This is a genomic window from Streptomyces vastus (assembly GCF_039532825.1).
Lineage (GTDB): Bacteria > Actinomycetota > Actinomycetes > Streptomycetales > Streptomycetaceae > Streptomyces > Streptomyces vastus.
Map to the genome: position 1 here is coordinate 1 of NZ_BAAASJ010000016.1, position 25,634 is coordinate 25,634.

Below are 25,634 nucleotides of genomic sequence, written 5' to 3' on the forward strand. Positions count from 1 at the left end.
AATCCCCACCGAAGTGGTTCATCGTTCGACTTGCATGTGTTAAGCACGCCGCCAGCGTTCGTCCTGAGCCAGGATCAAACTCTCCGTGAATGTATTCCCGACTGCGTCCAATTAAAGACTGCGGGACGACACCACGAGAGCGGAACAACCAGGCGGAATAAGCCCGGCCGTTCACAGCGTCCTCGCTGTGTATTCTTCAAAGGAACCTCGTTCCCGACCGAAACAGATCCGATCGGAGACGGGGTATCAACATATCTGGCGTTGATTTTTGGCACGCTGTTGAGTTCTCAAGGAACGGACACTTCCTTTGTACTCACCCTTGCAGGCTTTCCTCCGGGCTTCCCTTCGGTCTTGCGTTTCCGACTCTACCAGACCCTTTCGGGCCCGATTCCCAGTCGAAAGTGGGTTGTCTTCACGGCCGTTCGGGCCGTTCCGACGAGTGAGACTTTAGCGGAATCTCCGGCCCCGAGCTAATCGGGGTCGCGCCCTTCGAACGCGGATTCCTCATTTCGCAAAAGCGCATCAAAACGAGCCGACGACGGGTCGTCGATCGTTAGGTGCTTACTACGGAATGGCTGTCCGGGGACCGGCCGGAGTCGGCGCTCACGTCGGACAACTCGGAGAACAGTACGGAGCGGGTTGGGGCGTGTCAACTTGACGCCGTCGAGCACCCAGGAGAGGTAGCCTCGGGCGTATGACGACGCATGCGTGCACCCAGCTGTGGTGGGCCGCCTGAGGGCGGCCGTTCCCACGTATGTACTCAACGGCCGCCGCCTCGGCGGCCGTTCTCGTTTCTCCCTCCTGGAGAACTCGGCCGACGGGCCGCGGCGGTCCTGATCAGGAGGTGGAGAGATGACGCGGATCTTCAGTGGGGTCAAGCCGACGGGGCATCTGACGCTGGGGAACTACCTGGGAGCCGTACGGCGTTGGGCCGATGTCGATCAGCACCGTGCCGATGCGCTGTTCTGTGTCGTCGACTTGCACGCGCTGACCGTGGAGCACGATCCAGGGCGGGTGCGCAGGCTCAGTCGACAAGCGGCCACGCTGTTGCTGGCCTCGGGGCTCGATCCCAAGCTGTGCACTGTCTTCGTACAGAGTCATGTGGACGAGCACGCGCGGCTGTCGTATGTGCTGGAGTGCGTCGCTTCGGACGGGGAGATGCGGCGGATGATCCAGTACAAGGAGAAGGCCGCACGCGAGCGGACGCGGGGTGGGAGCGTACGGCTGTCGCTGCTGACCTATCCCGTGCTGATGGCGGCGGACATCCTTGCGTACGGGACGGATGAGGTGCCGGTCGGGGACGACCAGACGCAGCATGTGGAGCTGGCGCGGGATCTGGCGGTGCGGTTCAACCAGCGGTACGGGCATACGTTCGTGGTGCCTCGAGCCACGCATCCGGTGGTGGCGACGCGGGTGATGAACCTGCAGGAGCCGACGTCGAAGATGGGGAAGTCCGAGGACGTCGGGCCAGGGATCGTCTATCTGCTCGATGAGCCGGATGTGATCCGGAAGAAGATCATGCGGGCGGTGACCGACAGCGGGCGGGACGTCGTGTACGACCGGGAGGGGCGGCCGGGGGTCTCGAATCTGCTGGAGATCCTCGCGGCATGTGAAAGTGGGAACCCCGAAGGCCTGGCCGGTGTATATGAGTCGTACGGATCTTTGAAGAAGGACACCGCCGAGGCTGTGGTCGAGCTCCTCAGGCCCGTACAGGAGAAGCACAGGGAGTTGTGCGCGGATCCTGCGTACGTGGAGGGGGTGTTGCGGGATGGTGCGGAGAAGGCCAGAGAGATGGCGCGGCCGAGGGTGGACGCGGCGTACCGGGCGATCGGATTGCTGCCGTCGGCGTGAGGGCTGAGTCCGCGGGCGCTGTATCCGTGGGCGTTGTATCCGTGACCGCTGGGGTCGGTGATCGCTGGGGTCGGTGATCGCTGACTCGCTTTGCCCTTGGCGCCGAGTGTCTGGACGGTCGGGGTCCAGGCCCGGCGCCGGTGGCGGCGTCAGGTGTTGTTGCCGGAGGCCAGTTCGCGGCCGCGGTCGCGGGCTGCCTCGATTGCGGCGATGAGGGCGGCTCGTACGCCGTGGTTCTCCAGTTCGCGGATCGCGTTGATTGTGGTGCCCGCGGGGGAGGTGACGTTCTCGCGGAGTTTCACGGGGTGTTCGCCGCTGTCGCGGAGCATCACGGCGGCGCCGATCGCGGACTGGACGATGAGGTCGTGTGCCTTTTCGCGGGGCAGGCCGAGGAGGATGCCCGCGTCGGTCATGGCCTCGACCAGGTAGAAGAAGTACGCCGGTCCCGAACCGGAGAGGGCGGTGCAGGCGTCCTGCTGGGACTCGGGGACGCGGAGCGTCTTGCCGACGGCGCCGAAGATCTCCTCGGCGTGGGCGAGGTGCTCGACGGTGGCGTGGCTGCCGGCGGAGATGACGGACATCGCCTCGTCGACGAGGGCGGGGGTGTTCGTCATGACACGGACGACGGGGGTGCCCTGGGCGAGGCGCTCCTCGAAGAAGGAGGTGGGGATGCCCGCCGCACCGCTTATGACCAGGCGGTCGGCGGGGACGTGTGGGGCCAGTTCGACGAGGAGGGTGCCCATGTCCTGGGGCTTGACCGTGAGGATCAGGGTGTCGGCGGTCTTGGCTGCCTCGGGGTTGGTCACCGGGGTGACGCCGTAGCGGGTGCGGAGCTCTTCGGCTCGCTCCGGGCGGCGTGCGGTGACCAGGAGGTCGGCGGGGGACCAGCCGGCTCGGATCATTCCGCTGAGCAGGGCTTCGCCGATCTTGCCGGTGCCGAGCACTGCGACTTTCTGGGTCATGTTCGGTTGCCCTCCGGGCGGGGGTGCGTCGTCCAGGAACCATCCTCGCACCGGGGTCGCGGGGTGGGCCGCCGTGTCCGCTGGGCGGGATGGATGGCGAACCCCGGGCGTGGGGGCACTAGGCCGTGCGGCGGCGAAGGGTTGCGGCGCCGAGGGTGAGGACCAGGAGGGCGCAGGCGGCAACGATCAGGATGTCGCGGATGAAGTGGGCGGTGACGTCGGTGTGCTTGAGGACTTCGTTCATGCCGTCGACGGCGTAGGACATGGGGAGGACGTTGGAGATGCCTTCGAGGACGGGGTGCATGTTGGGACGGGGAGTGAAAAGGCCGCAGAGGAGGAGCTGGGGGAAGATCACCGCCGGCATGAACTGCACGGCCTGGAACTCCGAGGAGGCGAAGGCCGAGACGAAGAGGCCGAGGGCCGTGCCCAGGAGAGCGTCGAGGAGAGCCACGAGCAGGAGAAGCCAGGCCGAGCCCGTGACGTCGAGACCCAGGGCCCAGAGGGCGAGACCGGTGGCGAGGGCGGACTGGACGACGGCGAGGGCGCCGAAGGCGAGGGCGTAGCCAGCGATGAGGTCGGCCTTGCCGAGGGGCATGGCGAGGAGGCGTTCCAGGGTGCCGGATGTGCGTTCGCGGAGGGTGGCGATGGAGGTCACCAGGAACATCGTGATCAGCGGGAAGATGCCGAGGAGGGAGGCGCCGATGTTGTCGAAGGTGCGCTGGCTGCCGTCGAAGACGTAGCGCAGCAGGAACAGCATCACGCACGGGATGAGGATCATCAGCGCGATGGTGCGCGGGTCGTGGCGGAGTTGGCGCAGGACCCGGGCCGCGGTGGCGGTGGTGCGGGAGATGTTCAGCGCGCTCGTCGGGGCGGGCGTCATCGTCGTGGACGTACTCATCGTCGTACTCATCGCGTCGTCTCCTTCTTGCGGCCCGCCGCGACCGCCTCGTCCACCAGGCGCAGGAAGGCCGCCTCGACCGTCTCTGAGCCGGTGCGGTGGCGCAGGGCCTCCGGGGTGTCGTCGGCGAGGATCTCCCCCTCGCGCATGAGGAGGAGTCGGTGGCAGCGCTCGGCCTCGTCCATGACGTGGGAGGAGATCAGGAGGGTGGCGCCGCGTTCTGCGGCGATGGAGTGGAAGAGGTTCCACAGGTCACGGCGGAGTACGGGGTCCAGGCCGACCGTGGGTTCGTCGAGGACCAGGAGTTCGGGGGTGCCGAGGAGTGCCACGGCCAGGGAGACGCGGCTGCGCTGGCCGCCGGAGAGGTTGCCGGCCAGGGCGTCGGCGTGACTGGTGAGGTCGACGTCGGCGATGGCCTGGGTGACGTTCTCGTGACGTCGCTCGGCGGAGCCACGGCCGGGGTCCAGGATCGCGGCGAAATAGTCGAGGTTCTGGCGGATCGTCAGGTCGTCGTAGACGGAGGGGGCTTGGGTGACGTAGCCGATGCGGGTCCGGAGGGTGGGGTGGCCGGCTGGGCGGTCGAGGACGTCGAGGGTGCCGGTGACCTTGGCCTGGGTGCCGACGATCGCGCGCATCAGGGTCGACTTGCCGCAGCCGGAGGGGCCGAGGAGGCCGGTGACCTGGCCGCGCGGGACGATGAAGTCGAGACCGCGCAGGACCGTGCGGGGGCCTCGGACGACGGTGAGGCCCTCGGCGCGGACGGCGGGGGCGCCGGCGGTGCCGGGTGCGCCGTCGGTTCGGGGTGCTCCCTCGCTGGGTTGCCCGGAAGCATAATTCATCATGTGATGAATAATCCTCGCGTGCGCAGGGCGCGTCAAGGGGGAGGTGTACGGCGGCATGGGTGCGCGTCGGGATGAGGGCGCGCGTGGACGCGAGGCCCCCAGGGGCATGAGGGGAGGCGGAGTGCGGGTGGCCCGGCGGTTGCCGTTCACCGACGGTCGCGACCGTCAGCGGGCCTTGGGTGGCGGGGTGCTGTGCGGGGGATTCCGGGCGGGGATGCCGGGGTGGGGTCAGCAGGTGGCGGTGGGCTTGGTGGCCACCAGGAGGATTACGTCGTAGACCTCCTCGACGATGCCGTCCGGGAAGACCTCGAGCAGGTGCTTGCGCTCCTCGGCAAGGAAGGCCGCGGTGCGTTCTTCGCCGCTGACGAGGAAGATCGAGTGACTGCCGATGTTCGCGAGGTGCGTGTCGACGGGGACGCGGCGGCTCCAGCGGACCGTGCGGCGGGTGAAGGCGAGGCGGCCGGTGGGGTCGGCGAGCGCGGCACTGACCTCGGGGCCGTTGCCGTTTCTGTCGACCTCGCGGGCGGTGCCGAGGTGACGCTCGATGCGGTCGGCCTGCTCGGTGATCCACGGGAGTTTCAGGGCGCTGGTGTTCCACCACAGCGCGAGCGAGCCACCCGGGCGCAGGACGCGGAGCGCCTCCGGAACCGAGCGGGCCGGATCGGTCCAGTGCCAGGACTGGGCGTAGGTGAGGAAGTCGGTGGAGGCGGTGGCCAGAGGGAGGGAGTTGCCGTCGCCGCGCAGGAGGGGTACGTCGGGGAGGGTGCGGCGGAACTGGGCCGCCATGCCGTCGCCGGGCTCCACGGCGACGACGTCTGCGCCGCGGGCGTGGAGCAGTGCTGTCGCTATGCCCGTGCCGGCGCCGATGTCCGCGACGCGGGAGCCGGTGAGTGGGTGGCCGGCCAGGTCTTCGATCGCGTCAAAGAGGGCGGGCGGGTAGGAGGGGCGGTTGGCGGCGTACTGGGCCGCGGCGGCGTTGAAGGAGTGGGCTCGGCCGGCGTGGAGAGCGGAGGGCTGTGGTGGGGGTGTCGTGGACATACGGCCATGGTGGCCGGGGGTAGGTGGAGGTGACAGTGGGTTTTCAGTGAGAGATGGCCGTGAGTTTTCAGTGAGGGGTGCGGGGTGAGGGATGGCGGGGCGGTGGCGGTGGCTGGGCAGCGGTCCTGCCCCGGTCGCTAGGAGCGGCGGCGTTTCTTCGATGGGTTGCCCGTGCGGCGGGTGGTGCGCTTCTCGTGTTGTTTGCGGGCCGTCTCGTATTCCTCGCGGTGGAGTTTTTCGCCGGGAGCCTCGATGAGGGAGCGGAAGAAGTAGGCGAGGAGGGAGCCGACGAAGCCGACGGCCAGCAGGCCGCGGAGGGAGGCCTGGCGGTCGGGGTCGGGGCGGCGGGTGAAGCCGTCCCAGGTGTGGCGGAAGGCCAGAGCGCTGCAGATCGTGAACATCACGACCATGAGGAGCGTGACGAAGCCTCCGGTCTCGGAGATCCGCAGGCCCTCGTAGGTGAGGCGGAGCACGAGGCAGGCAGCGGCGGCCGCGGCCAGCGAACCGGCGGCTGCGGCGATGCGGCGGGCGGCGTAGCCGTGGTCGTGGTTCAGCCAGGTCGTGCCGAAGAAGCGGATGGGTTCGGGGCGGGGGCCGGTGGCAGCCGTGGGGCCCGGGGAACCCTGGGAGCCCGCAGCCGTGGTGTCCGGGGTGCCATTCTCTGCGCTCACGCGTTTGATTATGGCTCCGGAGCTGCCGCGGGCTCCGCCGGGTTCAGGAGCAGCGCGGCGCTACGTAGCCGTCGCTGCCGGTGTTCACGTACGTATCCGAGATGTACTGGCCGCTCGAGATGTTGTCCCAGATGTTCGAAGTGCCGTACGGGCCCGTGACCCGCGTGCCCGGCGTCTGGCAGTGGATGGGGACGCGCGCCCCCTCCGCCAGGACTCGGACGATGCGGTAGCTGGTGCCGGGGCCGCTGCGGACGTTGACCCGGTAGCCGGGCGCGACCGAGTAATAGCGCACGGCCGTGGTGGTGATGTCGTCCGTCTCGTCTCTGCCCGCCACCTCTTCGGCACGGTCAACTGACATGCAAACCTCCCCCGTTGAGCCCCATGTCTGTCATGGGGCCCCGTTGATTCCCCTAAATCACATCATGAAACACATGTACACAACTCGCACATGGAGACCAGTAAGCCGCCTCAGCCTCGTAAGAGTCATCGACTAGGCTCCGTGCGTCGCGCGCGCGGACGATTCAGCACGGGGGTGTTTCCCATGGCGCCACAGCAGGACGCGGGAGCGGGCGCGGAAGCGGAACTTCCCGAGTACGCCGGTCACTACCGCCTCGAGTCCTGCCTGGGTTCGGGTGGCATGGGGGTCGTACATCTGGCCCGGAGCACCTCCGGGATGCGGGTCGCCGTGAAGGTGGTGCATGCCCAGTACGCGAAGGACCGCGAGTTCCGGGGGCGTTTTCGGCAGGAGGTGGCCGCGGCGCGCCGGGTCAGCGGTGCCTTCACCGCGCCGGTCGTCGACGCCGACCCCGACGCCGAACGGCCCTGGATGGCCACGCTGTTCATCCCGGGCCCGACCCTCTCCGACGAGGTGAAGCGGAACGGGTCCATGGCTCCGGCGCAGTTGCGCCGTGTGATGGCCGGGCTCGCGGAGGCGCTGCGTGACATCCACCGTGTCGGGGTGGTGCACCGGGATCTGAAGCCGAGCAATGTGCTGCTCGCCGAGGACGGGCCGAAGGTCATCGACTTCGGTATTTCCCGGCCGAAGGACAGCGAACTGCGTACCGAGACCGGCAAGTTGATCGGTACGCCGCCCTTCATGGCGCCGGAGCAGTTCCGGCGGCCTCGCGAGGTCGGGCCCGCCGCCGATGTCTTCGCGCTCGGGTCGGTGATGGTGCACGCGGCGACCGGGCGCGGGCCGTTCGACTCCGACAGCCCGTACATCGTCGCCTACCAGGTCGTGCACGACGAGCCGGATATGACCGACGTACCGGCAGAGCTCGCGCCGCTCGTGCTGCGCTGTCTGGCGAAGGAGCCCGAGGACCGGCCGACCCCCGACGAGTTGATGCGGGAACTGCGGTCGGTGGCGGCCTCGTATGACACGCAGGCGTTCATACCGGGGCAGCGGTCGGTCGAGGTCGGGCCGACACCGAGACCGAAGCCTCGTACGGAACGTACGGGAAAGCCTGAAGAGGCGGAACAGGCTGAAGAGTTCGCCGCGAAAGCGGAACCAGATGCGGCGGAACGAGAGAGTGCGCAAACGACGGCCCAAGTGGCCGGACGGCGGCAGCCCAGAAAGCGCCTGATCAGACGTGCCGCTCTCGGCGCCGGAGCGCTCGGGCTGGCCGCGCTCGGCGTGCTGGCCTCCGTGACCCTGCTCAACGACGGAGGTCCTGCGCCGGCGCCGGCGCAGGAGAACGACGCCGCGCAGAGCGCACCGGCCCGGTTCAGCGCATGGGAGGCGAAGCCGGCCTCCATCGCCGGCAGCCAAGGCACTCAAGGCACCCCCCAATGCTCGTATGGAGCAGGGAAGTTGCTGTGTGCACAGACCGGACTGGTCTTCGCTCTCGATCCGGCCGACGGACGCCGGCTGTGGCGGCACCCCGTCGCCGACACGATCCCGAGCGGGCCGCCGTTCCTGTCGGCCGGACTCGTGCAGCCCTCACTCGACCAGGGGCGCCGCACAGCGGCGCTCGACCCCGCTTCGGGCAAGGTCCGCTGGCAGCGGAGCCTGCCCGCGCACAACAGCATGGCGAGCGCCGGCGGCATGCTGCTGCTCACCGGCGCCGACGGGACGGTCACCGGGGTGGACGGCGCCTCGGGCGACACGAAGTGGAGCCGGCCGATTCCGGGCCAGGCCGCGCCGTACTTCACCACGTTCGCCGGGGATCCCCTCGCCTACGCGACGAGCACGTCCGACGACGGGACGAGCACGCACATCACGGCGGTGGATCCGCGGACGGGCGAGGTGCGGTGGGACGCGCGCCTGGAGGGGCTGCTGGAGTTCCTCGGCACGGTGGACGGATCCGTCTTCTTCGCCTCCACCGATGCCGCGTACGGCGAGACGAAGGCCGTGGTCCGCTACATGCCGGACAGCGGGACGACGCGGCGGGTGGCCCTGCCCGTCCCGCTCCAGCAGGCTCATGGCACTGTGCGCGGAAGTGTCGTCCACCTCAGCGGTACGGGCGGATCGCTGGTCGCCGTCGACATGGACGCGCGCCGGCAGCTGTGGCGGCTCGAAACGGGTGCCTCCCGCAGCTCGGATCCGGTTGCCGACGACCGGCATGTGTACGTCAGTGCCCCGGACGGGCGGCTCCTCGCCGTCGACGCCCGCAGCGGAAAGCTCCTCGGCCAGACGCCCCCACGGCTCGGCACGCACTCCGACCGGGTCGCGGCCTCCCTCCCGGAGCCCGTGATCGCGGGCGGTCATGTGTACGCCGGCGGGCCCGACGGTTCCGTGTTCGCCGTCGACGCACGCGACCCGTCGGTCTGGTCGCACGCGGTCCGGTAGCAAGCGGAAGGACCGCCCCCGACGAACAGGAGGCGGTCCTTATCCAAGATTCAAATGCCGCTCGCCTGGGCTTCAGCCCAGCAAGGACACGTCCCGCACGGCCCCCTTGTCCGCGCTCGTCGCCATCGCCGCGTACGCCTTCAGGGCCGCCGAGACCTTTCGGTCGCGGTTCTTCGGGGCGTACGTCCCGTTCAGGGCCGTACGGCGGGTGGCCAGCTCCTCTTCGGAGACCAGCAGGTCGATCGAACGGTTCGGGATGTCGATGCGGATGCGGTCGCCGTCCTGGACCAGGGCGATCGTGCCGCCGGACGCCGCCTCCGGGGAGGCGTGGCCGATCGACAGGCCCGAGGTGCCGCCGGAGAAGCGGCCGTCCGTCACCAGGGCGCAGGCCTTGCCGAGGCCGCGGCCCTTGAGGAAGGAGGTGGGGTAGAGCATCTCCTGCATGCCGGGTCCGCCCTTGGGGCCCTCGTAGCGGATGACCACCACGTCCCCTTCGCGCACCTGCTTGGCGAGGATCTTCTCTACGGCCTCCTCCTGCGACTCGCAGACCACCGCCGGGCCCTCGAAGGTCCAGATCGACTCGTCGACGCCGGCCGTCTTCACGACACAGCCGTCCACGGCGAGGTTGCCCTTGAGGACGGCCAGGCCGCCGTCCTTCGAGTACGCGTGGGCGACATCGCGGATGCAGCCGTTCGCCGCGTCGGTGTCGAGTTCCTCCCAGCGCTCGGACTGGGAGAAGGCCTCGGCGGAACGCTTGCAGCCGGGGGCCGCGTGCCACAGCTCCATGGCTTCCTCGGACGTCGAGCCGCTGCGGATGTCCCATGCGTCCAGCCACTCCTTGACGGAGGGGCTGTGGACGGTGTGGACGTCCTCGTTCAGCAGACCGCCGCGGTAGAGCTCGCCGAGGATCGCGGGGATGCCGCCGGCGCGGTGCACGTCCTCCATGTAGTACGTCCGCGTCGCCGCGACGTTGGGCGCGACCTTCGCGAGGCACGGGACGCGGCGCGAGACGGCGTCGATGTCGGTCAGGTCGTAGCCGGCCTCGGCCTCCTGGGCGGCGGCCAGCAGGTGCAGGATCGTGTTGGTGGAGCCGCCCATGGCGATGTCGAGGGCCATGGCGTTCTCGAAGGCCGCGTGCGTGGCGATGGCGCGCGGGAGGACGGAGGCGTCGTCCTCGTCGTAGTAGCGCTTGGTCAGCTCGACGACGGTGGCGCCGGCCCGCTCGTACAGCTCCTTGCGGGCCGTGTGTGTGGCGAGGACCGAGCCGTTACCGGGGAGGGACAGGCCGATGGCCTCGGTCAGGCAGTTCATGGAGTTGGCGGTGAACATGCCGGAGCAGGAACCGCAGGTTGGACAGGCGTTCTCCTCGATACGGAGGATGTCCTCGTCCGAGACCTTGTCGTTGACCGCGTCGGAGATCGCGTCGATCAGGTCGAGCGTACGGACCGTGCCGTCGACCAGGGTCGCGCGGCCGGCCTCCATGGGGCCGCCGGAGACGAAGACCGTCGGGATGTTCAGGCGCAGCGCCGCCATGAGCATGCCCGGGGTGATCTTGTCGCAGTTGGAGATGCAGATCAGGGCGTCGGCGCAGTGGGCCTCCACCATGTACTCGACGCTGTCCGCGATCAGGTCGCGGGAGGGCAGGGAGTACAGCATGCCGCCGTGGCCCATCGCGATGCCGTCGTCGACGGCGATCGTGTTGAACTCACGCGGGATGCCTCCGGCCGCCGTGACCGCCTCGCTGACGATCCGGCCGACCGGCGCCAGGTGGGTGTGGCCGGGGACGAACTCGGTGAAGGAGTTGGCGACCGCGATGATCGGCTTCCGGCCGATGTCCGCGCCCGGTACACCGGAGGCGCGCATTAGGGCGCGGGCGCCCGCCATGTTGCGGCCGTGGGTGACTGTGCGGGACCTCAGATCGGGCATCGTCGCTCGCTCCTTAGGAGAGTTCTGACAGGTTTCGAGCCTACGCCGGTGCTCGAGGTCCCCGACGGCTTGTCCGGAATACGGGATGTGTGTCTCGGTCGGCGGCCGGGGTGATCAGGGGTGTGTGTCCCGGCGGCGGCCGTGCCGGAGGCCTCGTTCAGGGCCCCGTCAGATGACCCTGGACCACCGGCGCGAGCCGCGCGATGACCAGCTCCGGGTCCGCCGACGCCAGCGGCTCGATCTTGATCACGTACCGCATCATCGCGACCCCCACGAGCTGGGCGGCCGCGAGTTCGGTGCGCAGTTCCGCGTCCGGGGCGTCGAGCCGGCCGGCGATGCGGCGCATCAGCTGCGCGGCGACCAGGCGGCGGAAGACGGCGGCCGCGGTCTCGTTGTTCACCGCCGACCGGACGATCGCGAGGAGCGGCATCCGGGTCACGGGGTTCTCCCAAAGGCCGAAGATGAGGCGGGTCATGCGCTCGCCGACCTCGTCGAGGGGGCCTTCGAGGACCACGTCGCGCACTTTGAGGGCGGGCGAGAAGGCGACCTCGACGGCCGCCTCGAAGACCTGCTCCTTGGTGCCGAAGTAGTGGTGCACGAGTGCCGAGTCCACGCCGGCCGCCTTGGCGATGCCGCGTACGGACGTCTTGTCGTAGCCGCGCTGGGAGAACTCCTCGCGGGCCGCCGCCAGGATGCGGTCACGTGTCGCGGGCGCGTCCGCCGACTGCGTACGGGAAGGGCGTCCGCGGCGTCGGGGGGCCGTGTCGGTCATGAGCCGGCGACCCGCAGCGCCGAGGCGAGGTGAAGCCGGCTGAAGGCCAGGGCCTCGGCGAGGTCGGCCTCGCGTTCGGCGCTGGACATCGCCCGGCGGGTGTTGACCTCGATGACGACATGGCCGTCGAAGCCGCTCAGGGCGAGCCGCTCCAGAAGCTCGGCGCAGGGCTGGTTGCCGCGCCCCGGGACGAGGTGCTCGTCCTTCGCCGAGCCCCGGCCGTCGGCGAGGTGGACGTGGCCGAGGCGGTCGCCCATGCGGTCGAGCAACTGCATGGCGTCGGCGCGGGCCGTGGAGGCATGGCTCAGGTCGATCGTGAAGTGGCGGTAGTCGTCCTTCGTCACGTCCCAGTCGGGGGCGTACGCGAGCATCTCGCGGTCGCGGTAGCGCCAGGGGTACATGTTTTCGACGGCGAACCGTACGTCTGTCTCGTTGGCCATCCGCCAGATCCCGGTGACGAAGTCGCGGGCGTACTGGCGCTGCCAGCGGAACGGCGGATGTACGACGACCGTGGAGGCGCCGAGCTTCTCGGCGGCGGACCTGGCGCGCTGGAGCTTGACCCAGGGGTCGGTGGACCAGACGCGCTGGGTGATGAGCAGGCAGGGGGCGTGAACGGCCAGGACCGGGATCTGGTGATAGTCGCTGAGCCTGCGCAGCGCCTCGATGTCCTGGCTGACCGGGTCGGTCCAGACCATGACCTCGACCCCGTCGTACCCGAGGCGCGCGGCGATCTCGAAGGCCGTCGCCGTCGACTCCGGATAGACAGAGGCCGTCGACAGCGCGACCTTCGCATCCGGGATGCGGACCACTGGTTCTGCCACGAAGGACAGAGTACGGGTTGCCTCCGGCGGTTGTGCGGGGGCGGCTCGCCTTGGCCGAAGGGTGCCGGTTCTTGTCGTACGGTTCGCCTAATCGCCGTTGTGGTTTTCACCGCGGGCGGGTGCGGGTTCCTCGTGGTTGATCGCGCCCCCGCGGCGGAGCCGCAAATTGATACAGCCCCGCGCCCCTGTCGGGGCCCGGCCCCTACGGGACACGGGCCCCTCCCCCTACGTTGGCGCCATCTGATCCAGGCGCCGGAGGATTACGCCCTCCCTCAACGCCCAGGGGCAGATCTCCAGGGTCTCCACGCCGAACAAGTCCATCGCGCCCTCTGCCACCAACGCGCCTGCCAGGAGCTGGCTTGCTCTGCCCTCTGAGACTCCGGGGAGTTCTGCTCGTTGGTCTGTGGTCATGGTGGCCAGCTGGGGGACCCAGTCCTCCAGGGAGCGGCGCTTCAGTTCGCGTTGTACGTACAAACCCTCTGCCGAGCGGGCGGCTCCTGCTATGCGGGCCAGCTGGCGGAATGTCTTGGAGGTGGCGACGACGTGGTCGGGGGAGCCGAAGCGGCTGAACTCTCCGACCGTGCGGGCGATCTGGGCGCGTACATGCCTACGCAGCGCCTTGACGTCCGCGGGGTCCGGTGGGTCGCCGGGCAGCCAGGCAGCCGTCAGGCGACCCGCGCCGAGCGGCAGCGACACCGCCGCGTCGGGCTCCTCGTCTATGCCGTACGCGATCTCCAGGGAGCCGCCGCCGATGTCGATGACCAGCAGCTTTCCGGCCGACCAGCCGAACCAGCGGCGGGCGGCGAGGAAGGTGAGCCGGGCCTCCTCCTCGCCGGTGAGGACCTGGAGTTCGACGCCCGTCTCGGTGCGCACCCGCTCCAGTACGTCGTCGGCGTTGGTCGCCTCGCGCACGGCGGAGGTCGCGAACGTCAGCAGGTCCTCGACGCCCTTGTCCTCGGCCGCGTCGAGCGCCTCCCGGACGACGGAGATCAGTTTGTCGACGCCCTCGGGGCCGATCGACCCGCTCTCGTCGAGCAGCTGGGCGAGCCGTAGCTCCGCCTTGTGCGAATGCGCGGGCAACGGGCGCGCGCCAGGGTGTGCATCCACCACCAGGAGGTGCACCGTGTTCGAACCCACGTCGAGGACACCGAGTCTCATGGACGGAACGCTACTGCGAGCAGGCCCCCTGCTGGTCCCCGGAGCGGTTCCCGGCGACTTACCCTGGACGCGTGCCAAAGACGAAAAAGGCGAAGACCGACAAATCGGCAGGCTCAGACACATCGGCCAAGGGTTCTTCGCAGGCGAAGGCGACCGGCAAGACCAAGAAGTCCCCGAAGAAGTCCCACAAGCAGTCCCCTCAGGACTCGTCCAAGAACTTCCCGAAGAAGGCCGCTGTCCCGGCGTCCGAGCCGGACGAGAAGGGGCTCGACTTCGCGCGTGCGTGGGTGGAGTTCCCGGACCCGGCCGACGACGAGCAGGTCTTCCGCTGCGATCTGACCTGGCTGACCTCTCGCTGGAACTGCATCTTCGGCAGCGGCTGCCAGGGCATCCAGGCGGGTCGGGCGGACGACGGGTGCTGCACGCTCGGCGCCCATTTCTCGGACGAGGACGACGAGAAGCGCGTCGCCGGGCATGTGGCGAGACTCACGCCGGAGATCTGGCAGAACCACGACGTCGGCATGGAGACCGGCTGGGTCTCGACGGACGACGAGGGCTCCCGGCAGACCCGCCCCTACCAGGGCTCGTGCATCTTCCAGAACCGCCCCGGCTTCGAGGGCGGCGCGGGCTGCTCGCTGCACATCCTGGCGCTGAAGGAGGGCCGCGAGCCCTTGGAGACCAAGCCGGACGTCTGCTGGCAGCTGCCCGTGCGACGGACGTACGACTGGATCGACCGGCCCGACGACACCCGCGTACTCCAGATCTCGATCGGCGAGTACGACCGCCGCGGCTGGGGTCCGGGCGGCCATGACCTGCACTGGTGGTGCACGTCGGCGACGTCCGCGCACGGCTCGGGCGAACCGGTGTACGTCACGTACCGGCCCGAACTCATCGAGATGATGGGCAAGGCCGCGTACGACCGGCTGGTGGAGCTGTGCGAGGAGCGGCTGGCGTCCCGGCTGCCGCTGGTGGCAGCGCATCCTGCCGATCCCGTGGATTGAGTTGTCAGCTTTCCTGGGGGCTCGGGGTGGTGCCGTCACTCGGCGGCGGAGGTGAGCCCGTGGCTTCCATGGGGGTCGGTGTCGGGTCCGGCTCGGACGGGGTCGGGCTGGTGGGCGTGGGCTCGGGGGCCGAGGGGGTCGGGTCGCTGGGTGTGGGGCCGGGGGATGACGGTGTGGGAGCGCTCGGGGTCGGGTCCGGGGCAGGGCCTGGGCCCGGGTGTGACGGGCCCGCCGTCCCGTAGCCGTCGATCGAGACCATCGCGCCTGCGGGTGCGATCGACACCCGCGCGCTCCAGGGGCCGTTCGGCTCGCGGAGATGGTCGACGTACACCTTGATCGTCAACGACTCGCCGGGCCGCAGCGTTCCCGACGACTGGCTCAGGTAGAGCCAGGAGGCGCCGGTGCGCGCGGACCAGTGGACCGGTGAACCACCCGATGCCCTGAGTGTGATCAGCGTGGTGTCGCCACTGGAATCGGCCTCTACGGAGAGACCCTTTTTCTGGTGGCCCGAGGCCACGCCGATAACCTGGACGGCGACTTCGGACGAACCTTTTCCCTCGCCGAATCCCTTGCCCACTCCCTCGCTGAGCTGCGGCTCCGGCTTCGGGTCGGCGCTGCCCGCGTTCTCGTAGTCGTCCGCGTACTCGCCGCCGAGTGCGCCGGGGCCGTGCGCCTCGTTCGCGGTGATCGGGCGGCCGGGCGAGCCCTCGCCGGTGAGGGGAGCGCCGCGGTAGGCCGCCCCCAGGGCGAGTACGGGAGCCGCCACCACGGTGACGACGACCGTCGTAGTGACGGCACGCGCGCGGAGGCGGTTACGGCGGGCAGCGTGGTGCTTGGGGTCCATGGGGAAGCCGCGCCGGTCGAAGCGCAAAGAGCCGCCCCGCGCGCGTGGGGCACGCGCCATCGCCATGTGGAGGGCCGCGCGCGGGGCTTCGAGTACGGGGAGCGCGGCGGGCGTGACGCTGGTGCCCGGCCAGGAGCCGGGGATCGCGCGCTCGGCGGTACGGCGGCATCGCGGGCAGTCGTCGACGTGCCGGACCAGTTCGCGGCGCAGGGGCGTGCTGAGGACCAGCCGGTCCCCGGTGAGCCTGGCGACACCCGGGCAGGCGCCGGTCTCGACGACGGCGAGGGCCGCGCGGGTGCGCTCGACCTCGCAGGCGGCGGCACCGAGGAGTTCGCGGACGGCGACCGGCTCCATGCCGAGGACGGCGGCCACTTCGCGGACGGCGAGCTGGTGTCGTACGGCGAGTTCGAGCGCTTCGCGCTGCTCGGGCGTGGTCCCGGCGGCCTCCGGCCAGGCGAGCAGGGCGAGTTCACGACGGCGACGGTCTTCTTCGGCGTCCGACGCGCGCGTGCCGCGACGTTTCTGCCCGCCGGGCTTGGCCACCTTGGCCTGTTTGGCCTGCTTTGCCTGCCGGTTGGCCTGTCGATTGCCCGGCCGGTCCGTGTCCGTGGTCTCGGCGAGCTTGCGCAGGCATGCCCAGCGGGCGAGGGCGTACAGCCAGGCCCTGCGCTCGTCGGCGGCCTGCACACCGCGCGGGCCGCGGCGCTCGGCGAGCGCGAGGGCGTCCCCGAGGGCGGCGACCGCCGCGTCGTGGTCGCAGAGCACGGACAGGCAGTACGTGAACAGGCCGTCCAGATACGGCTCGTAGCGCGTGGGCGGGCACTGCGCCGACGTACGGACCGCCGCCCGGTCGGGTGCGGCACGGTGCGCCGGGGGTGCGCCGGTGGTGTGCGTGGTGGTTTCCGGACTTCGGCTCATCACCCGAGGGACCGTAGGCGTCGGGCGGCGGCCACTTCTCCCTGCATGAGCGCTTTTAATCCATACGGGTGAAACGATCCTCCATAAGGGGACAGGAAGGATTAATTCCGCGGCGCGTCCCGGATCGGCTAGGGCTGGTTTGCGAAGGATGCCCTGATCTCGGCAACTGGCCGGAAGCAAGTGGTCGTGGGCAGGTTCGTGGGCGGGGACGGCGTTGTCAGTGGCGGCGGTTACGGTTTCGTCCATGGCTGCCCGTACGAAGACCGCGAAGGACCGGCCGTCCTACCGCTGCACCGAATGCGGCTGGCAGACGGCCAAGTGGCTCGGCCGCTGCCCCGAGTGCCAGGCCTGGGGGACGGTCGAGGAGTACGGCGCGCCCGCGGTCCGTACGACAGCCCCCGGCCGGGTCACGACGTCCGCGGTGCCCATCGGCCAGGTCGACGGCCGCACGGCGACCGCCCGCCCCACCGGCGTACCCGAGCTGGACCGGGTGCTCGGCGGCGGACTGGTGCCGGGCGCGGTCGTGCTCGTCGCGGGCGAGCCGGGCGTCGGCAAGTCCACGCTGCTGCTGGACGTGGCGGCCAAGTCGGCAAGTGACGAACATCGCACGCTCTACATCACCGGCGAGGAGTCCGCGAGCCAGGTCCGCCTCCGCGCCGACCGCATCAAGGCGATCGACGACCACCTGTATCTCGCCGCGGAGACCGATCTGGCCGCCGTCCTCGGTCACTTGGACGCGGTGAAGCCGTCCCTCCTGATCCTCGACTCCGTGCAGACCGTGGCCTCTCCGGAGATCGACGGCGCCCCCGGAGGCATGGCCCAGGTCCGCGAGGTGGCCGGAGCCCTGATCCGCGCCTCCAAGGAGCGCGGCATGTCCACCCTCCTTGTGGGCCATGTCACCAAGGACGGCGCCATCGCGGGCCCCCGCCTCCTGGAGCACCTCGTGGACGTCGTCCTGAGCTTCGAGGGCGACCGGCACGCACGCCTGAGGCTCGTACGAGGCGTCAAGAACCGGTACGGCACGACGGACGAGGTCGGCTGCTTCGAGCTGCACGACGAGGGCATCACCGGACTCGCCGACCCCAGCGGCCTGTTCCTCACCCGCCGCGCCGAGCCCGTCCCCGGCACCTGCCTGACCGTCACCCTCGAAGGCCGCCGCCCCCTGGTCGCCGAGGTCCAGGCGCTCACCGTCGACTCGCAGATCCCCTCCCCCAGGCGTACGACCTCGGGTCTGGAGACCTCCCGCGTCTCGATGATGCTCGCCGTCCTGGAGCAGCGCGGCCGGATCAGCGCCCTGGGAAAGCGGGACATCTACTCGGCGACGGTCGGCGGCGTGAAGCTCTCCGAGCCAGCCGCGGACCTGGCGATCGCCCTCGCCCTGGCCTCCGCCGCGAGCGACACCCCGCTCCCCAAGAATCTCGTGGCGATCGGCGAGGTGGGCCTCGCGGGCGAGGTCAGACGGGTCACGGGCGTCCAGCGCAGACTCGCCGAAGCCCATCGTCTGGGCTTCACGCACGCGCTCGTACCGGGCGATCCCGGCAAGATCCCTGCCGGGATGAAGGTCCTGGAAGTGGCCGACATGGGGGACGCGCTGCGGGTGCTCCCGAGGTCGCGTCGTCGAGAGGCCCCACGGGACGAGGAGGAGCGCCGGTAGACTTTGCCCAGGTCTCGCCCGTCCGTACGAAAGAAGTATGCGAAACGGGAGCGCCCCAGATCCTGCGACCGGAGGAGTGCAGTGGCAGCCAATGACCGGGCGGCAGCTCCCGGAAAGTCCGGTGGGAGCTCCGGTGCCGATGGGCTGATGCGCGCCTCACTGAGCGCCGTGGCACCCGGCACGGGTCTCCGCGACGGCCTGGAGCGGATTCTCCGCGGCAACACCGGCGGGCTCATCGTGCTCGGCTGGGACAAGACGGTCGAGTCGATGTGCACAGGCGGCTTCGTCCTGGACGTCGAGTTCACGGCGACCCGGCTGCGAGAGCTGTGCAAGCTCGACGGCGGCATCATCGTCGACAAGGACATCACCAAGATCCTTCGGGCGGGCGTGCAGTTGGTGCCCGACCCCACCATCCCCACCGAGGAGACGGGCACCCGGCACCGCACGGCCGACCGGGTCTCCAAGCAGGTCGGCTTCCCCGTCGTATCCGTCTCCCAGTCCATGCGCCTGATCGCGCTGTACGTGGACGGACAGCGCCGTGTCCTGGAGGACTCGGCGGCGATCCTCTCCCGCGCCAACCAGGCCCTGGCGACGCTGGAGCGCTACAAGCTCCGCCTCGACGAGGTCGCCGGCACGCTGTCCGCCCTCGAAATCGAGGACCTGGTCACCGTCCGGGACGTCTCGGCCGTGGCCCAGCGTCTGGAGATGGTGCGCCGGATCGCCACGGAGATCGCCGAGTACGTGGTGGAGCTGGGCACGGACGGCCGCCTTCTCGCCCTCCAGCTCGACGAGTTGATCGCGGGCGTCGAGCCCGAGCGCGAACTCGTCGTACGGGACTACGTACCGGAGCCGACCGCCAAGCGCTCCCGCACGGTCGACGAGGCCCTCGCCGAACTCGACGCGCTCACGCACGCCGAGCTGCTCGAACTGTCCACGGTGGCAAGGGCGTTGGGCTACACCGGCGCCCCCGAGACCCTCGACTCGGCGGTGTCACCGCGCGGCTTCCGTCTCCTCGCCAAGGTGCCGCGCCTGCCCGGCGCGATCATCGACCGACTGGTCGAGCACTTCGGCGGCCTGCAGAAGCTGCTCGCCGCGAGCGTGGATGACCTCCAGACGGTGGACGGCGTCGGCGAGGCGCGGGCGCGGAGCGTCCGGGAGGGGCTGTCGCGGTTGGCGGAGTCGTCGATCTTGGAACGTTACGTCTGAGGAACCGGAGTTTCGTACGTCCCTGACGGCGCCCTACAGGTCCGTACGAACCCTCAGTCCTTTGCCAGGACGAACGACGTGCGGGACGTTGTCAGGCCCGGGGCCGTGGCCTCCACCAAGTACGTGCCCGCGCTCGCCGTTTCCGCCGGAGGCGTGGCGCACTCGGGGGCGCTGGCCTTGCGGTCCCACTCCAGGGTGCGGGTGACACTTTCCTTCGCCGGAATGCGGTACAGGACGCTGCCGGCGCCTGTCGGGCAGTCGGCCGAGGACCACATCTCGTCGTCGCCGCCCGCCTGAGTGATCGTCAGCACCGCTTCCTTCGGGCCGAGATCGAGCTTGCAGTCGGTGGCGGAGGAGTTCGTGACGACCAGCTCCAGCGCGGGCTGCTCATCGGGGGAGTACGTGTTCTGGACGCTGCGCAGCGTCAACTTGACCGCACCAGGCGTGCAGTTGGGCAGGCTGGAACCGGCGGGAACCGTATCCCCGGACACGCCGCCACCCCCGACGCCCGCCGAGCCACCACCGGCACCGCCCGCACCACCGGAGGAACCGTCCGCCCCGCCGGAGCCCGCGGAGCCACCATCGGAATCACCGGACCCTTCGCTTCCTCCGTTCCCCCCACTGCCGCCGCTGCCCCCAGTCTCCTCGCCCGACTCGTCGCGTCCGCCCGGGGCTTCGCTGATCGCGGGCCCGGAGCTGGTGGGGCCGGGCGTGATGGAGGGCGCGGGGTTCTTGCCGTTGGACCCGTCCGCGCCGTTGTTGCCGCCCCCGCCGCCAGAGGTGACGATCCAGGTGATCAGCAACGCCAACAGCGCGACCAAGGACACCAGAACGGCCCTCCGACGCCAGTAGATGGAGGAGGGAAGCGGCCCGACAGGATTGCGCAGAGATCCCACGGCGCAAACCTTACGAGAGATCGGCGGGTTCGCTGTCCCCACCCGCCGCCGTGAGCCCCAACTTTTCCGGATCATCATCCCGGAACCAGTGCCTCCGGCGGTTGGGCGGGGGACTACGGGGGTGGGGCGTTGGGATCGCGGGCGGCTGCGGGTTCGTTGGGGATGGTCGCGCCCCGCGGCGGAGCCGCTAATGTCACAGCCCCGCGCCCCTGGGGTGGGTGGTGGGTCGGGGCCGTGGGCCGGTGCGTCAGTGGGAGGCTGCGGGTAGTTGGGGGTACGGGCTTTCCCTGGGCGCGGGAAGTCGCAGGCTTTGGTTTTTCAGGGGCGCGGGGAACTGCGCGACCAGCCACACTCAACCCGCACTCGCCCACGAACCCGAACCCACCAGCCCCGTAGGCACCCCGTCCAGCCCCCGGAGGCAACCCGCCACGACCCCATTCCGCCCAACCGCCGGAGGCACGTGGCAGGATCGGTGCCGTCATGACTGCGCCCACAAAGCCCACCCCCAGCACCCCCGAAACCCTCCACACCCCCGTAATCCACTGGTTCGAAGAAAACGCCCGCGACCTCCCTTGGCGCCGCCCCGAAGCCGGCCCATGGGGCGTCATGGTCAGCGAGTTCATGCTGCAGCAGACGCCGGTGAACCGCGTGCTGCCGGTGTACGAGCAGTGGCTCAGCCGCTGGCCCCGGCCCGCCGACCTCGCCGAAGAGTCTCCGGGTGAGGCCGTCCGCGCCTGGGGACGCCTCGGTTACCCACGGCGCGCGCTGCGGCTGCACGGAGCCGCCGCAGCCATAGCGGAGCGCCACGGCGGGGACGTACCCACGGATCATGCGAAGCTGCTCGCGCTGCCCGGCATCGGCGAGTACACGGCCGCCGCCGTGGCTTCGTTCGCGTACGGGCAGCGCCACCCCGTCCTCGACACGAACGTGCGCCGCGTGTTCGCCCGCGCCGTGACCGGCGTGCAGTACCCCCCGAACGCCACCACCGCCGCCGAACGCAAGCTCGCCCGCGCCCTGTTGCCCGAGGACGAGCACACGGCCTCGCGCTGGGCCGCCGCCTCCATGGAACTCGGCGCGCTGGTCTGCACGGCGAAGAACGAGAGCTGCGTACGGTGCCCGATCGCCGCCCAGTGCGCCTGGCGCCTGGCCGGCAAGCCCGCGCACGAGGGTCCGCCGCGTCGCGGCCAGACGTACGCGGGAACGGACCGCCAGGTGCGCGGCCGGCTCCTCGCGGTCCTGCGCGAGGCGGTCGGACCGGTCCCGCAGCCGGCGCTCGACCGTGTCTGGGACGAGCCGGTGCAGCGCGCCCGCGCCCTGGACGGCCTGGTCGCCGACGGCCTGGTCGAACCCCTCCCGGGCGGCCTGTACCGACTCCCGCTCACCTGACGCGTACTGCCACTCCCCTCCACTCCCCTCAGCCGACAACAGGTTCCGCAGACACAGCACTGAAATACAGCGCACAAACCAGCACAGCCCACTGACAGACAACTGCACCGCCCTCGCAGGCAAATCCTCCCAATCTCGCCCCATCCCCCACGGCTCTTTACTCCCGCCCTACTTCCGTTACACAACCGACGGACAGCCGAGCGCTCGCCGCAGGCTCGCTCGGACAACCCCGTGACAAGCCCTCCGTAGCTTCATTGGCGTACCGCGGACCAGCGGCACACGAAGCGGAGAACAGCCGGCAGCAGGCGGGTCGGTAACGGGGATCGGAGGCGGTTGGACATGGCGCACGGCGAGGTGCTCGAGTTCGAAGAGTACGTACGCACCAGGCAGGACGCGCTGCTGCGCAGTGCCCGCCGTCTGGTGCCGGACCCGATCGACGCCCAGGACCTGCTGCAGACGGCGCTGGTACGGACGTACGGCCGCTGGGACGGCATCTCCGACAAGCGTCTCGCGGACGCCTACCTGCGCCGCGTCATGATCAACACGCGTACGGAGTGGTGGCGGGCCCGCAAGCTGGAGGAGGTCCCCACCGAGCAGCTGCCGGACGCGAGCGTGGACGACTCGACCGAGCAGCACGCGGACCGCGCACTGCTGATGGACATCCTGAAGGTGCTGGCTCCGAAGCAGCGCAGTGTCGTGGTGCTGCGACACTGGGAGCAGATGTCCACGGAAGAGACGGCCGCCGCCCTCGGCATGTCGGCCGGAACGGTCAAGAGCACGCTGCACCGGGCCCTTGCCCGGCTCCGCGAGGAGCTGGAGAGCCGCGGCTATGAGGGACGCGCGCTCGACCCGGGCAAGGCGGGTAAGGAGCGGGAGCGTTGCGCGGCCTAGACGCAGGTCCGGACACGGAGCCCCGAGGGGCCCGTAGGGCCATGAAGGCGGCGATCACGGCAGTGGCCGTGCTCGCCGCCCTCGGCCTTTTGGTATCCGCCTGCGCGAGTGGCGGCACCGGGGCCCGAGACGAGGGCCCGGCCCGTTCCGACTCGGTGTCGGTGGGCGCCGTCGCGCCCTCCGCCTCGCCCTCCACGGCTGAGCCGAGCGTGGACGCGGTCCAGCTCCTCAAGGCCGACCCGAAGGTCAGCGCGGCGGTCAAGCGTGATCTGCAGCCGTGCGTCGCCGACGAGTACCCGGTCGACGTGTCGTACGGCAAGCTGACGGGCGGGTCCGCGAACGACATCGTGGTCAACGTGCTGACCTGCGGCGATGCGGTCGGAGTCGGCTCGTATGTGTATCGGGGGCAGGGCGGCGAGTACAAGAACGTCTTCAGGGCCGAGGAGCCTCCGGTCTACGCGGAGATCGACCGGGGCGACCTGGTGGTCACCCAGCAGGTGTACGAGCGGGGCGACTCGGTGGCTCTTCCGTCCGGCGAGGAAGTGATCATGTACCGCTGGATCGGGGACCGCTTCACGGAGCAGGCCCGCACGCACAACGACTACAGCAAGGTAGGGAGCGGCGAGACGCCCGCCCCGGCCGAGAACTGACCTTGACTGACAGCACTGCCCTGGCCGACAACTGACCCTGACCCGACAACTTCCCCGACCCGACAACTGACAGACGGAGAACTGAGAGCACCGGATGGCAGAGCAGACCCACGTCCTGTTCGTCGAGGACGACGACGTCATCCGCGAGGCCACCCAGCTCGCGCTGGAGCGCGACGGCTTCGTGGTCACCGCCGTGCCCGACGGACTGGCCGGCCTGGAGGCGTTCCGTGCGGACCAGCCCGACATCGCGCTCCTCGACGTGATGGTGCCGGGCCTGGACGGCGTCTCGCTGTGCCGCAGGATCCGTGACGAGTCCACGGTCCCGGTGATCATGCTGTCGGCCCGCGCCGACTCCATCGATGTCGTCCTGGGCCTGGAGGCGGGCGCCGACGACTACGTGACGAAGCCCTTCGACGGAGCCGTCCTGGTCGCCCGGATCCGCGCGGTGCTGCGGCGCTTCGGGCATGCGAGCGGGCAGCGGGCCGCCGCCGATGCCGAGCGTTCCTCGTCCGTCGACGGCGGTGTGCTGTCGTTCGGTGACGGAGATCTGGAGATCGACACAGAGGGCATGGAGGTCCGCAGGGGCGGTGCGCCGGTGGCGCTGACGCCCACCGAGATGCGGCTGCTCCTGGAGTTCTCGTCCGCGCCGGGTACGGTCCTGTCCCGCGACAAGCTGCTCGAGCGGGTGTGGGACTACGGCTGGGGCGGCGACACCCGCGTCGTCGACGTTCATGTCCAGCGGCTGCGTACGAAGATCGGCCAGGACCGGATCGAGACGGTCCGCGGTTTCGGCTACAAATTGAAGGCCTGAGCCGATCATGCGGGGGACGAGCAAGAGTCCGAGCCGGAATCCGAGCGCGAATCCGAACGGGAATCCGAGCGCGAATCCGGAACGCCGCCGGAGGTTCAGGCACCCGATGCTGCGTACGGGTCTGCGTACCGGCCTCAGGTGGAAGCTCAGTGCGGCCATCGCCGCGGTCGGGGCGCTCGTGGCGCTCACCCTGAGCGTGGTCGTGCACAACGCCGCCCGGTACTCGATGCTCTCCAACGCGCGCGATCTGGCGGACGAGCGCGTCCAGATCGCGCAGCGGAACTACGAGACGTCCGGGCGGACCAACTTCCCCGGCATCAAGATCGACGATCCGGACCTGCCGAAGGACCTGCTGGCGAAGGCCACGGCCGGCCGGCGGGCGACCTATGTGGCGGACGGCCCCAGCGGTGTGCCCGACATCTGGGCCGCCGTACCGCTCAAGGACGGCCGGATCCTGTCGCTGCACACCGGGTTCACCGACCGCAGCGCCGCCGTGCTGGACGACCTCGACGAGGCGCTGCTCATCGGTTCGATCGCGGTCGTCTTCGGCGGCTGCGCGCTCGGCGTCCTCATCGGCGGCCAGCTCTCGGGGCGGCTGCGCAAGGCGGCCACGGCGGCCCGGCAGGTCGCGCGGGGCGAGACGGATGTACGGGTGCGGGACGCCATCGGCGGAGTCGTACGCGACGAGACCGATGACCTCGCGCGGGCCGTGGACGCGATGGCGGACGCGCTCAGCCAGCGCCTGGAGGCCGAGCGCCGGGTGACCGCCGATATCGCGCACGAGCTGCGTACGCCGGTGACCGGGCTGCTCACGGCGGCCGAGTTGCTGCCGCCGGGGCGGCCGACGGAGCTCGTACGGGACCGGGCGCAGGCGATGCGTACGCTCGTCGAGGACGTCCTGGAGGTGGCGCGGCTGGACAGCGCGTCCGAGCGGGCCGAGTTGCAGGACATCATGCTGGGCGAGTTCGTGACCCGGCGGGTGGCTGCGCGGGACGCGGGCATCAAGGTGCTGGTGGTGCACGAGTCGCAGGTCACCACCGATCCGCGCCGCCTGGAGCGGGTCCTCATCAACCTGCTGGTCAACGCGGCCAAGCACGGCAGGCCGCCCATCGAGGTCACGGTGGAGGGCCGGGTCATCCGCGTACGCGACCACGGCCCCGGCTTCCCCGAGGAACTGCTCGCCGACGGGCCGAGCCGCTTCCGTACCGGGAGCAAGGACCGGGCGGGCCACGGCCACGGCCTTGGCCTGACCATCGCGGCAGGCCAGGCCCGGGTACTCGGCGCACGGCTCACCTTCCGCAACGTACGCCCCGTGGGTGTGCCGGAGGACGTGCCCGCGGAAGGGGCGGTGGCGGTGCTGTGGCTGCCGGAACACGCACCGACGAATACGGGGAGCTATCAGATGCTGCCGGAGTAGCGCGCCGGTGCGGCCCTCCGCTTCCGCAAGTACCTGGGCCTTCGCCCAAGTCCCCGGGGCTTCGCCCAAGAGCCCCGCAGGGCCCTGCGTCCCCTCGGCCCCCTCGGGGCTTCGCCCCGGACCCCGTTTCGGGGGCCAGCCCCCGGACCTCCGGGTCCTCAATCGCCGGACGGGCTGAATTTGGCGCTGGCCCGGCTGATTTGCTGCCGGACGGGCTGATTTGTCGCCGGACG

The 25,634-nt window shown here is 70.1% G+C and carries 22 protein-coding genes and 1 rRNA gene; 10 read left to right on the plus strand and 13 right to left on the minus strand.

Annotated elements, in window-relative coordinates:
* Positions 1–90, minus strand: a 16S ribosomal RNA gene (locus ABD357_RS05535); the annotation flags it as partial.
* Positions 91–852: 762 nt separating this feature from the next.
* Between ABD357_RS05535 and trpS the strand changes: the two genes are divergently transcribed.
* On the plus strand, positions 853–1,851 hold the full coding sequence (trpS, locus tag ABD357_RS05540) for a tryptophan--tRNA ligase (RefSeq protein ID WP_344387862.1): 999 nt from the start codon (positions 853–855) through the stop codon (positions 1,849–1,851).
* A gap of 149 nt (positions 1,852–2,000) precedes the next feature.
* On the opposite strand, the gene proC is transcribed toward trpS, so the two are convergent.
* The 6 genes from proC to ABD357_RS05570 all read right to left on the minus strand — a co-directional run bounded on the left by proC (position 2,001) and on the right by ABD357_RS05570 (position 6,620).
* Complete coding sequence (gene proC / locus ABD357_RS05545; RefSeq protein ID WP_344387865.1) at positions 2,001–2,813, minus strand: pyrroline-5-carboxylate reductase; 813 nt, start codon at positions 2,811–2,813, stop codon at positions 2,001–2,003.
* Between the two features lie 118 nt (positions 2,814–2,931).
* On the minus strand, positions 2,932–3,723 hold the full coding sequence (locus ABD357_RS05550; protein ID WP_344387866.1) for an ABC transporter permease: 792 nt from the start codon (positions 3,721–3,723) through the stop codon (positions 2,932–2,934).
* Positions 3,720–4,553: an ABC transporter ATP-binding protein gene (locus tag ABD357_RS05555; RefSeq protein ID WP_344387868.1), complete on the minus strand. Its 834-nt coding sequence runs from the start codon at positions 4,551–4,553 to the stop codon at positions 3,720–3,722. The genes ABD357_RS05550 and ABD357_RS05555 overlap by 4 nt, the downstream gene beginning before the upstream one ends.
* A 228-nt stretch (positions 4,554–4,781) precedes the next feature.
* Positions 4,782–5,591 (minus strand): class I SAM-dependent methyltransferase, encoded by an 810-nt coding sequence (locus ABD357_RS05560; RefSeq protein WP_344387869.1) that lies wholly within the window; start codon positions 5,589–5,591, stop codon positions 4,782–4,784.
* A 137-nt stretch (positions 5,592–5,728) separates the two neighbouring features.
* Positions 5,729–6,262 carry an EamA/RhaT family transporter gene (locus ABD357_RS05565; protein ID WP_344387871.1) on the minus strand — a complete coding sequence of 178 codons (534 nt, stop codon included), beginning with the start codon at positions 6,260–6,262 and terminating at the stop codon, positions 5,729–5,731.
* Between the two features lie 43 nt (positions 6,263–6,305).
* Positions 6,306–6,620, minus strand: a complete 315-nt coding sequence (locus ABD357_RS05570) for an SH3 domain-containing protein (RefSeq protein ID WP_344387874.1) — start codon at positions 6,618–6,620, stop codon at positions 6,306–6,308.
* A gap of 183 nt (positions 6,621–6,803) precedes the next feature.
* On the opposite strand from ABD357_RS05570, the gene ABD357_RS05575 reads away from it, so the two are divergent.
* Positions 6,804–9,050, plus strand: a complete 2,247-nt coding sequence (locus ABD357_RS05575) for a protein kinase domain-containing protein (RefSeq protein ID WP_344387876.1) — start codon at positions 6,804–6,806, stop codon at positions 9,048–9,050.
* A 72-nt stretch (positions 9,051–9,122) separates the two neighbouring features.
* Here the strand turns inward: ABD357_RS05575 and ilvD are convergent, their stop codons facing one another.
* The 4 genes from ilvD to ABD357_RS05595 all read right to left on the minus strand — a co-directional run bounded on the left by ilvD (position 9,123) and on the right by ABD357_RS05595 (position 13,727).
* Positions 9,123–10,976, minus strand: a complete 1,854-nt coding sequence (ilvD, locus tag ABD357_RS05580; RefSeq protein WP_344387878.1) for a dihydroxy-acid dehydratase — start codon at positions 10,974–10,976, stop codon at positions 9,123–9,125.
* A gap of 157 nt (positions 10,977–11,133) precedes the next feature.
* Positions 11,134–11,748 carry a TetR/AcrR family transcriptional regulator gene (locus ABD357_RS05585; RefSeq protein WP_344387880.1) on the minus strand — a complete coding sequence of 205 codons (615 nt, stop codon included), beginning with the start codon at positions 11,746–11,748 and terminating at the stop codon, positions 11,134–11,136.
* A complete protein-coding gene (locus tag ABD357_RS05590) occupies positions 11,745–12,569 on the minus strand; it encodes a sugar phosphate isomerase/epimerase family protein (RefSeq protein ID WP_344387881.1) in 825 nt (274 codons plus the stop codon). Before ABD357_RS05590 ends, ABD357_RS05585 begins: the two co-directional genes overlap by 4 nt.
* Positions 12,570–12,794: 225 nt before the next feature.
* Positions 12,795–13,727, minus strand: coding sequence for a Ppx/GppA family phosphatase (locus ABD357_RS05595; RefSeq protein WP_344387883.1), 933 nt, complete (start codon positions 13,725–13,727; stop codon positions 12,795–12,797).
* Between the two features lie 71 nt (positions 13,728–13,798).
* On the opposite strand from ABD357_RS05595, the gene ABD357_RS05600 reads away from it, so the two are divergent.
* The gene (locus ABD357_RS05600; RefSeq protein WP_344387884.1) at positions 13,799–14,728 is read left to right on the plus strand and encodes a DUF3109 family protein; all 930 of its coding nucleotides are present in this window, start codon (positions 13,799–13,801) and stop codon (positions 14,726–14,728) included.
* A gap of 4 nt (positions 14,729–14,732) precedes the next feature.
* On the opposite strand, the gene ABD357_RS05605 is transcribed toward ABD357_RS05600, so the two are convergent.
* A complete protein-coding gene (locus tag ABD357_RS05605) occupies positions 14,733–16,490 on the minus strand; it encodes a BACON domain-containing protein (RefSeq protein WP_344388022.1) in 1,758 nt (585 codons plus the stop codon).
* A gap of 244 nt (positions 16,491–16,734) precedes the next feature.
* Here ABD357_RS05605 and radA point away from each other — a divergent pair, with 244 nt between their 5' ends.
* Positions 16,735–18,144: a DNA repair protein RadA gene (radA, locus tag ABD357_RS05610; RefSeq protein ID WP_344387885.1), complete on the plus strand. Its 1,410-nt coding sequence runs from the start codon at positions 16,735–16,737 to the stop codon at positions 18,142–18,144.
* 81 nt (positions 18,145–18,225) lie between these two features.
* On the plus strand, positions 18,226–19,350 hold the full coding sequence (gene disA, locus ABD357_RS05615; protein WP_344387886.1) for a DNA integrity scanning diadenylate cyclase DisA: 1,125 nt from the start codon (positions 18,226–18,228) through the stop codon (positions 19,348–19,350).
* A 53-nt stretch (positions 19,351–19,403) separates the two neighbouring features.
* Here the strand turns inward: disA and ABD357_RS05620 are convergent, their stop codons facing one another.
* On the minus strand, positions 19,404–20,246 hold the full coding sequence (locus ABD357_RS05620) for a hypothetical protein (RefSeq protein ID WP_344387888.1): 843 nt from the start codon (positions 20,244–20,246) through the stop codon (positions 19,404–19,406).
* A gap of 480 nt (positions 20,247–20,726) precedes the next feature.
* Between ABD357_RS05620 and ABD357_RS05625 the strand changes: the two genes are divergently transcribed.
* The 5 genes from ABD357_RS05625 to cseC all read left to right on the plus strand — a co-directional run bounded on the left by ABD357_RS05625 (position 20,727) and on the right by cseC (position 25,401).
* Positions 20,727–21,632 (plus strand): HhH-GPD family protein, encoded by a 906-nt coding sequence (locus ABD357_RS05625; protein WP_344387890.1) that lies wholly within the window; start codon positions 20,727–20,729, stop codon positions 21,630–21,632.
* Positions 21,633–21,971: 339 nt separating this feature from the next.
* Positions 21,972–22,523: a SigE family RNA polymerase sigma factor gene (locus ABD357_RS05630; RefSeq protein ID WP_344387891.1), complete on the plus strand. Its 552-nt coding sequence runs from the start codon at positions 21,972–21,974 to the stop codon at positions 22,521–22,523.
* Positions 22,511–23,173: a hypothetical protein gene (locus ABD357_RS05635; RefSeq protein ID WP_425584748.1), complete on the plus strand. Its 663-nt coding sequence runs from the start codon at positions 22,511–22,513 to the stop codon at positions 23,171–23,173. Before ABD357_RS05630 ends, ABD357_RS05635 begins: the two co-directional genes overlap by 13 nt.
* 94 nt (positions 23,174–23,267) lie before the next feature.
* The gene (gene cseB, locus ABD357_RS05640) at positions 23,268–23,984 is read left to right on the plus strand and encodes a two-component system response regulator CseB (RefSeq protein WP_344387894.1); all 717 of its coding nucleotides are present in this window, start codon (positions 23,268–23,270) and stop codon (positions 23,982–23,984) included.
* Positions 23,985–24,090: 106 nt separating this feature from the next.
* Positions 24,091–25,401, plus strand: a complete 1,311-nt coding sequence (cseC, locus tag ABD357_RS05645) for a two-component system sensor histidine kinase CseC (RefSeq protein WP_344387895.1) — start codon at positions 24,091–24,093, stop codon at positions 25,399–25,401.
* Positions 25,402–25,634 lie beyond the last annotated feature (233 nt).

Bases quoted from the DNA above. Each gene is read 5' to 3' on its own strand.
- trpS (WP_344387862.1), top strand. From the start codon at position 853: ATGACGCGGATCTTCAGTGGGGTCAAGCCGACGGGGCATCTGACGCTG.
- proC (WP_344387865.1), bottom strand. From the start codon at position 2,813: ATGACCCAGAAAGTCGCAGTGCTCGGCACCGGCAAGATCGGCGAAGCC.
- ABD357_RS05550 (WP_344387866.1), bottom strand. From the start codon at position 3,723: ATGAGTACGACGATGAGTACGTCCACGACGATGACGCCCGCCCCGACG.
- ABD357_RS05555 (WP_344387868.1), bottom strand. From the start codon at position 4,553: ATGATGAATTATGCTTCCGGGCAACCCAGCGAGGGAGCACCCCGAACC.
- ABD357_RS05560 (WP_344387869.1), bottom strand. From the start codon at position 5,591: ATGTCCACGACACCCCCACCACAGCCCTCCGCTCTCCACGCCGGCCGA.
- ABD357_RS05570 (WP_344387874.1), bottom strand. From the start codon at position 6,620: ATGTCAGTTGACCGTGCCGAAGAGGTGGCGGGCAGAGACGAGACGGAC.
- ABD357_RS05575 (WP_344387876.1), top strand. From the start codon at position 6,804: ATGGCGCCACAGCAGGACGCGGGAGCGGGCGCGGAAGCGGAACTTCCC.
- ilvD (WP_344387878.1), bottom strand. From the start codon at position 10,976: ATGCCCGATCTGAGGTCCCGCACAGTCACCCACGGCCGCAACATGGCG.
- ABD357_RS05585 (WP_344387880.1), bottom strand. From the start codon at position 11,748: ATGACCGACACGGCCCCCCGACGCCGCGGACGCCCTTCCCGTACGCAG.
- ABD357_RS05595 (WP_344387883.1), bottom strand. From the start codon at position 13,727: ATGAGACTCGGTGTCCTCGACGTGGGTTCGAACACGGTGCACCTCCTG.
- ABD357_RS05605 (WP_344388022.1), bottom strand. From the start codon at position 16,490: ATGAGCCGAAGTCCGGAAACCACCACGCACACCACCGGCGCACCCCCG.
- radA (WP_344387885.1), top strand. From the start codon at position 16,735: ATGGCTGCCCGTACGAAGACCGCGAAGGACCGGCCGTCCTACCGCTGC.
- ABD357_RS05625 (WP_344387890.1), top strand. From the start codon at position 20,727: ATGACTGCGCCCACAAAGCCCACCCCCAGCACCCCCGAAACCCTCCAC.
- ABD357_RS05630 (WP_344387891.1), top strand. From the start codon at position 21,972: ATGGCGCACGGCGAGGTGCTCGAGTTCGAAGAGTACGTACGCACCAGG.
- cseB (WP_344387894.1), top strand. From the start codon at position 23,268: ATGGCAGAGCAGACCCACGTCCTGTTCGTCGAGGACGACGACGTCATC.
- cseC (WP_344387895.1), top strand. From the start codon at position 24,091: ATGCTGCGTACGGGTCTGCGTACCGGCCTCAGGTGGAAGCTCAGTGCG.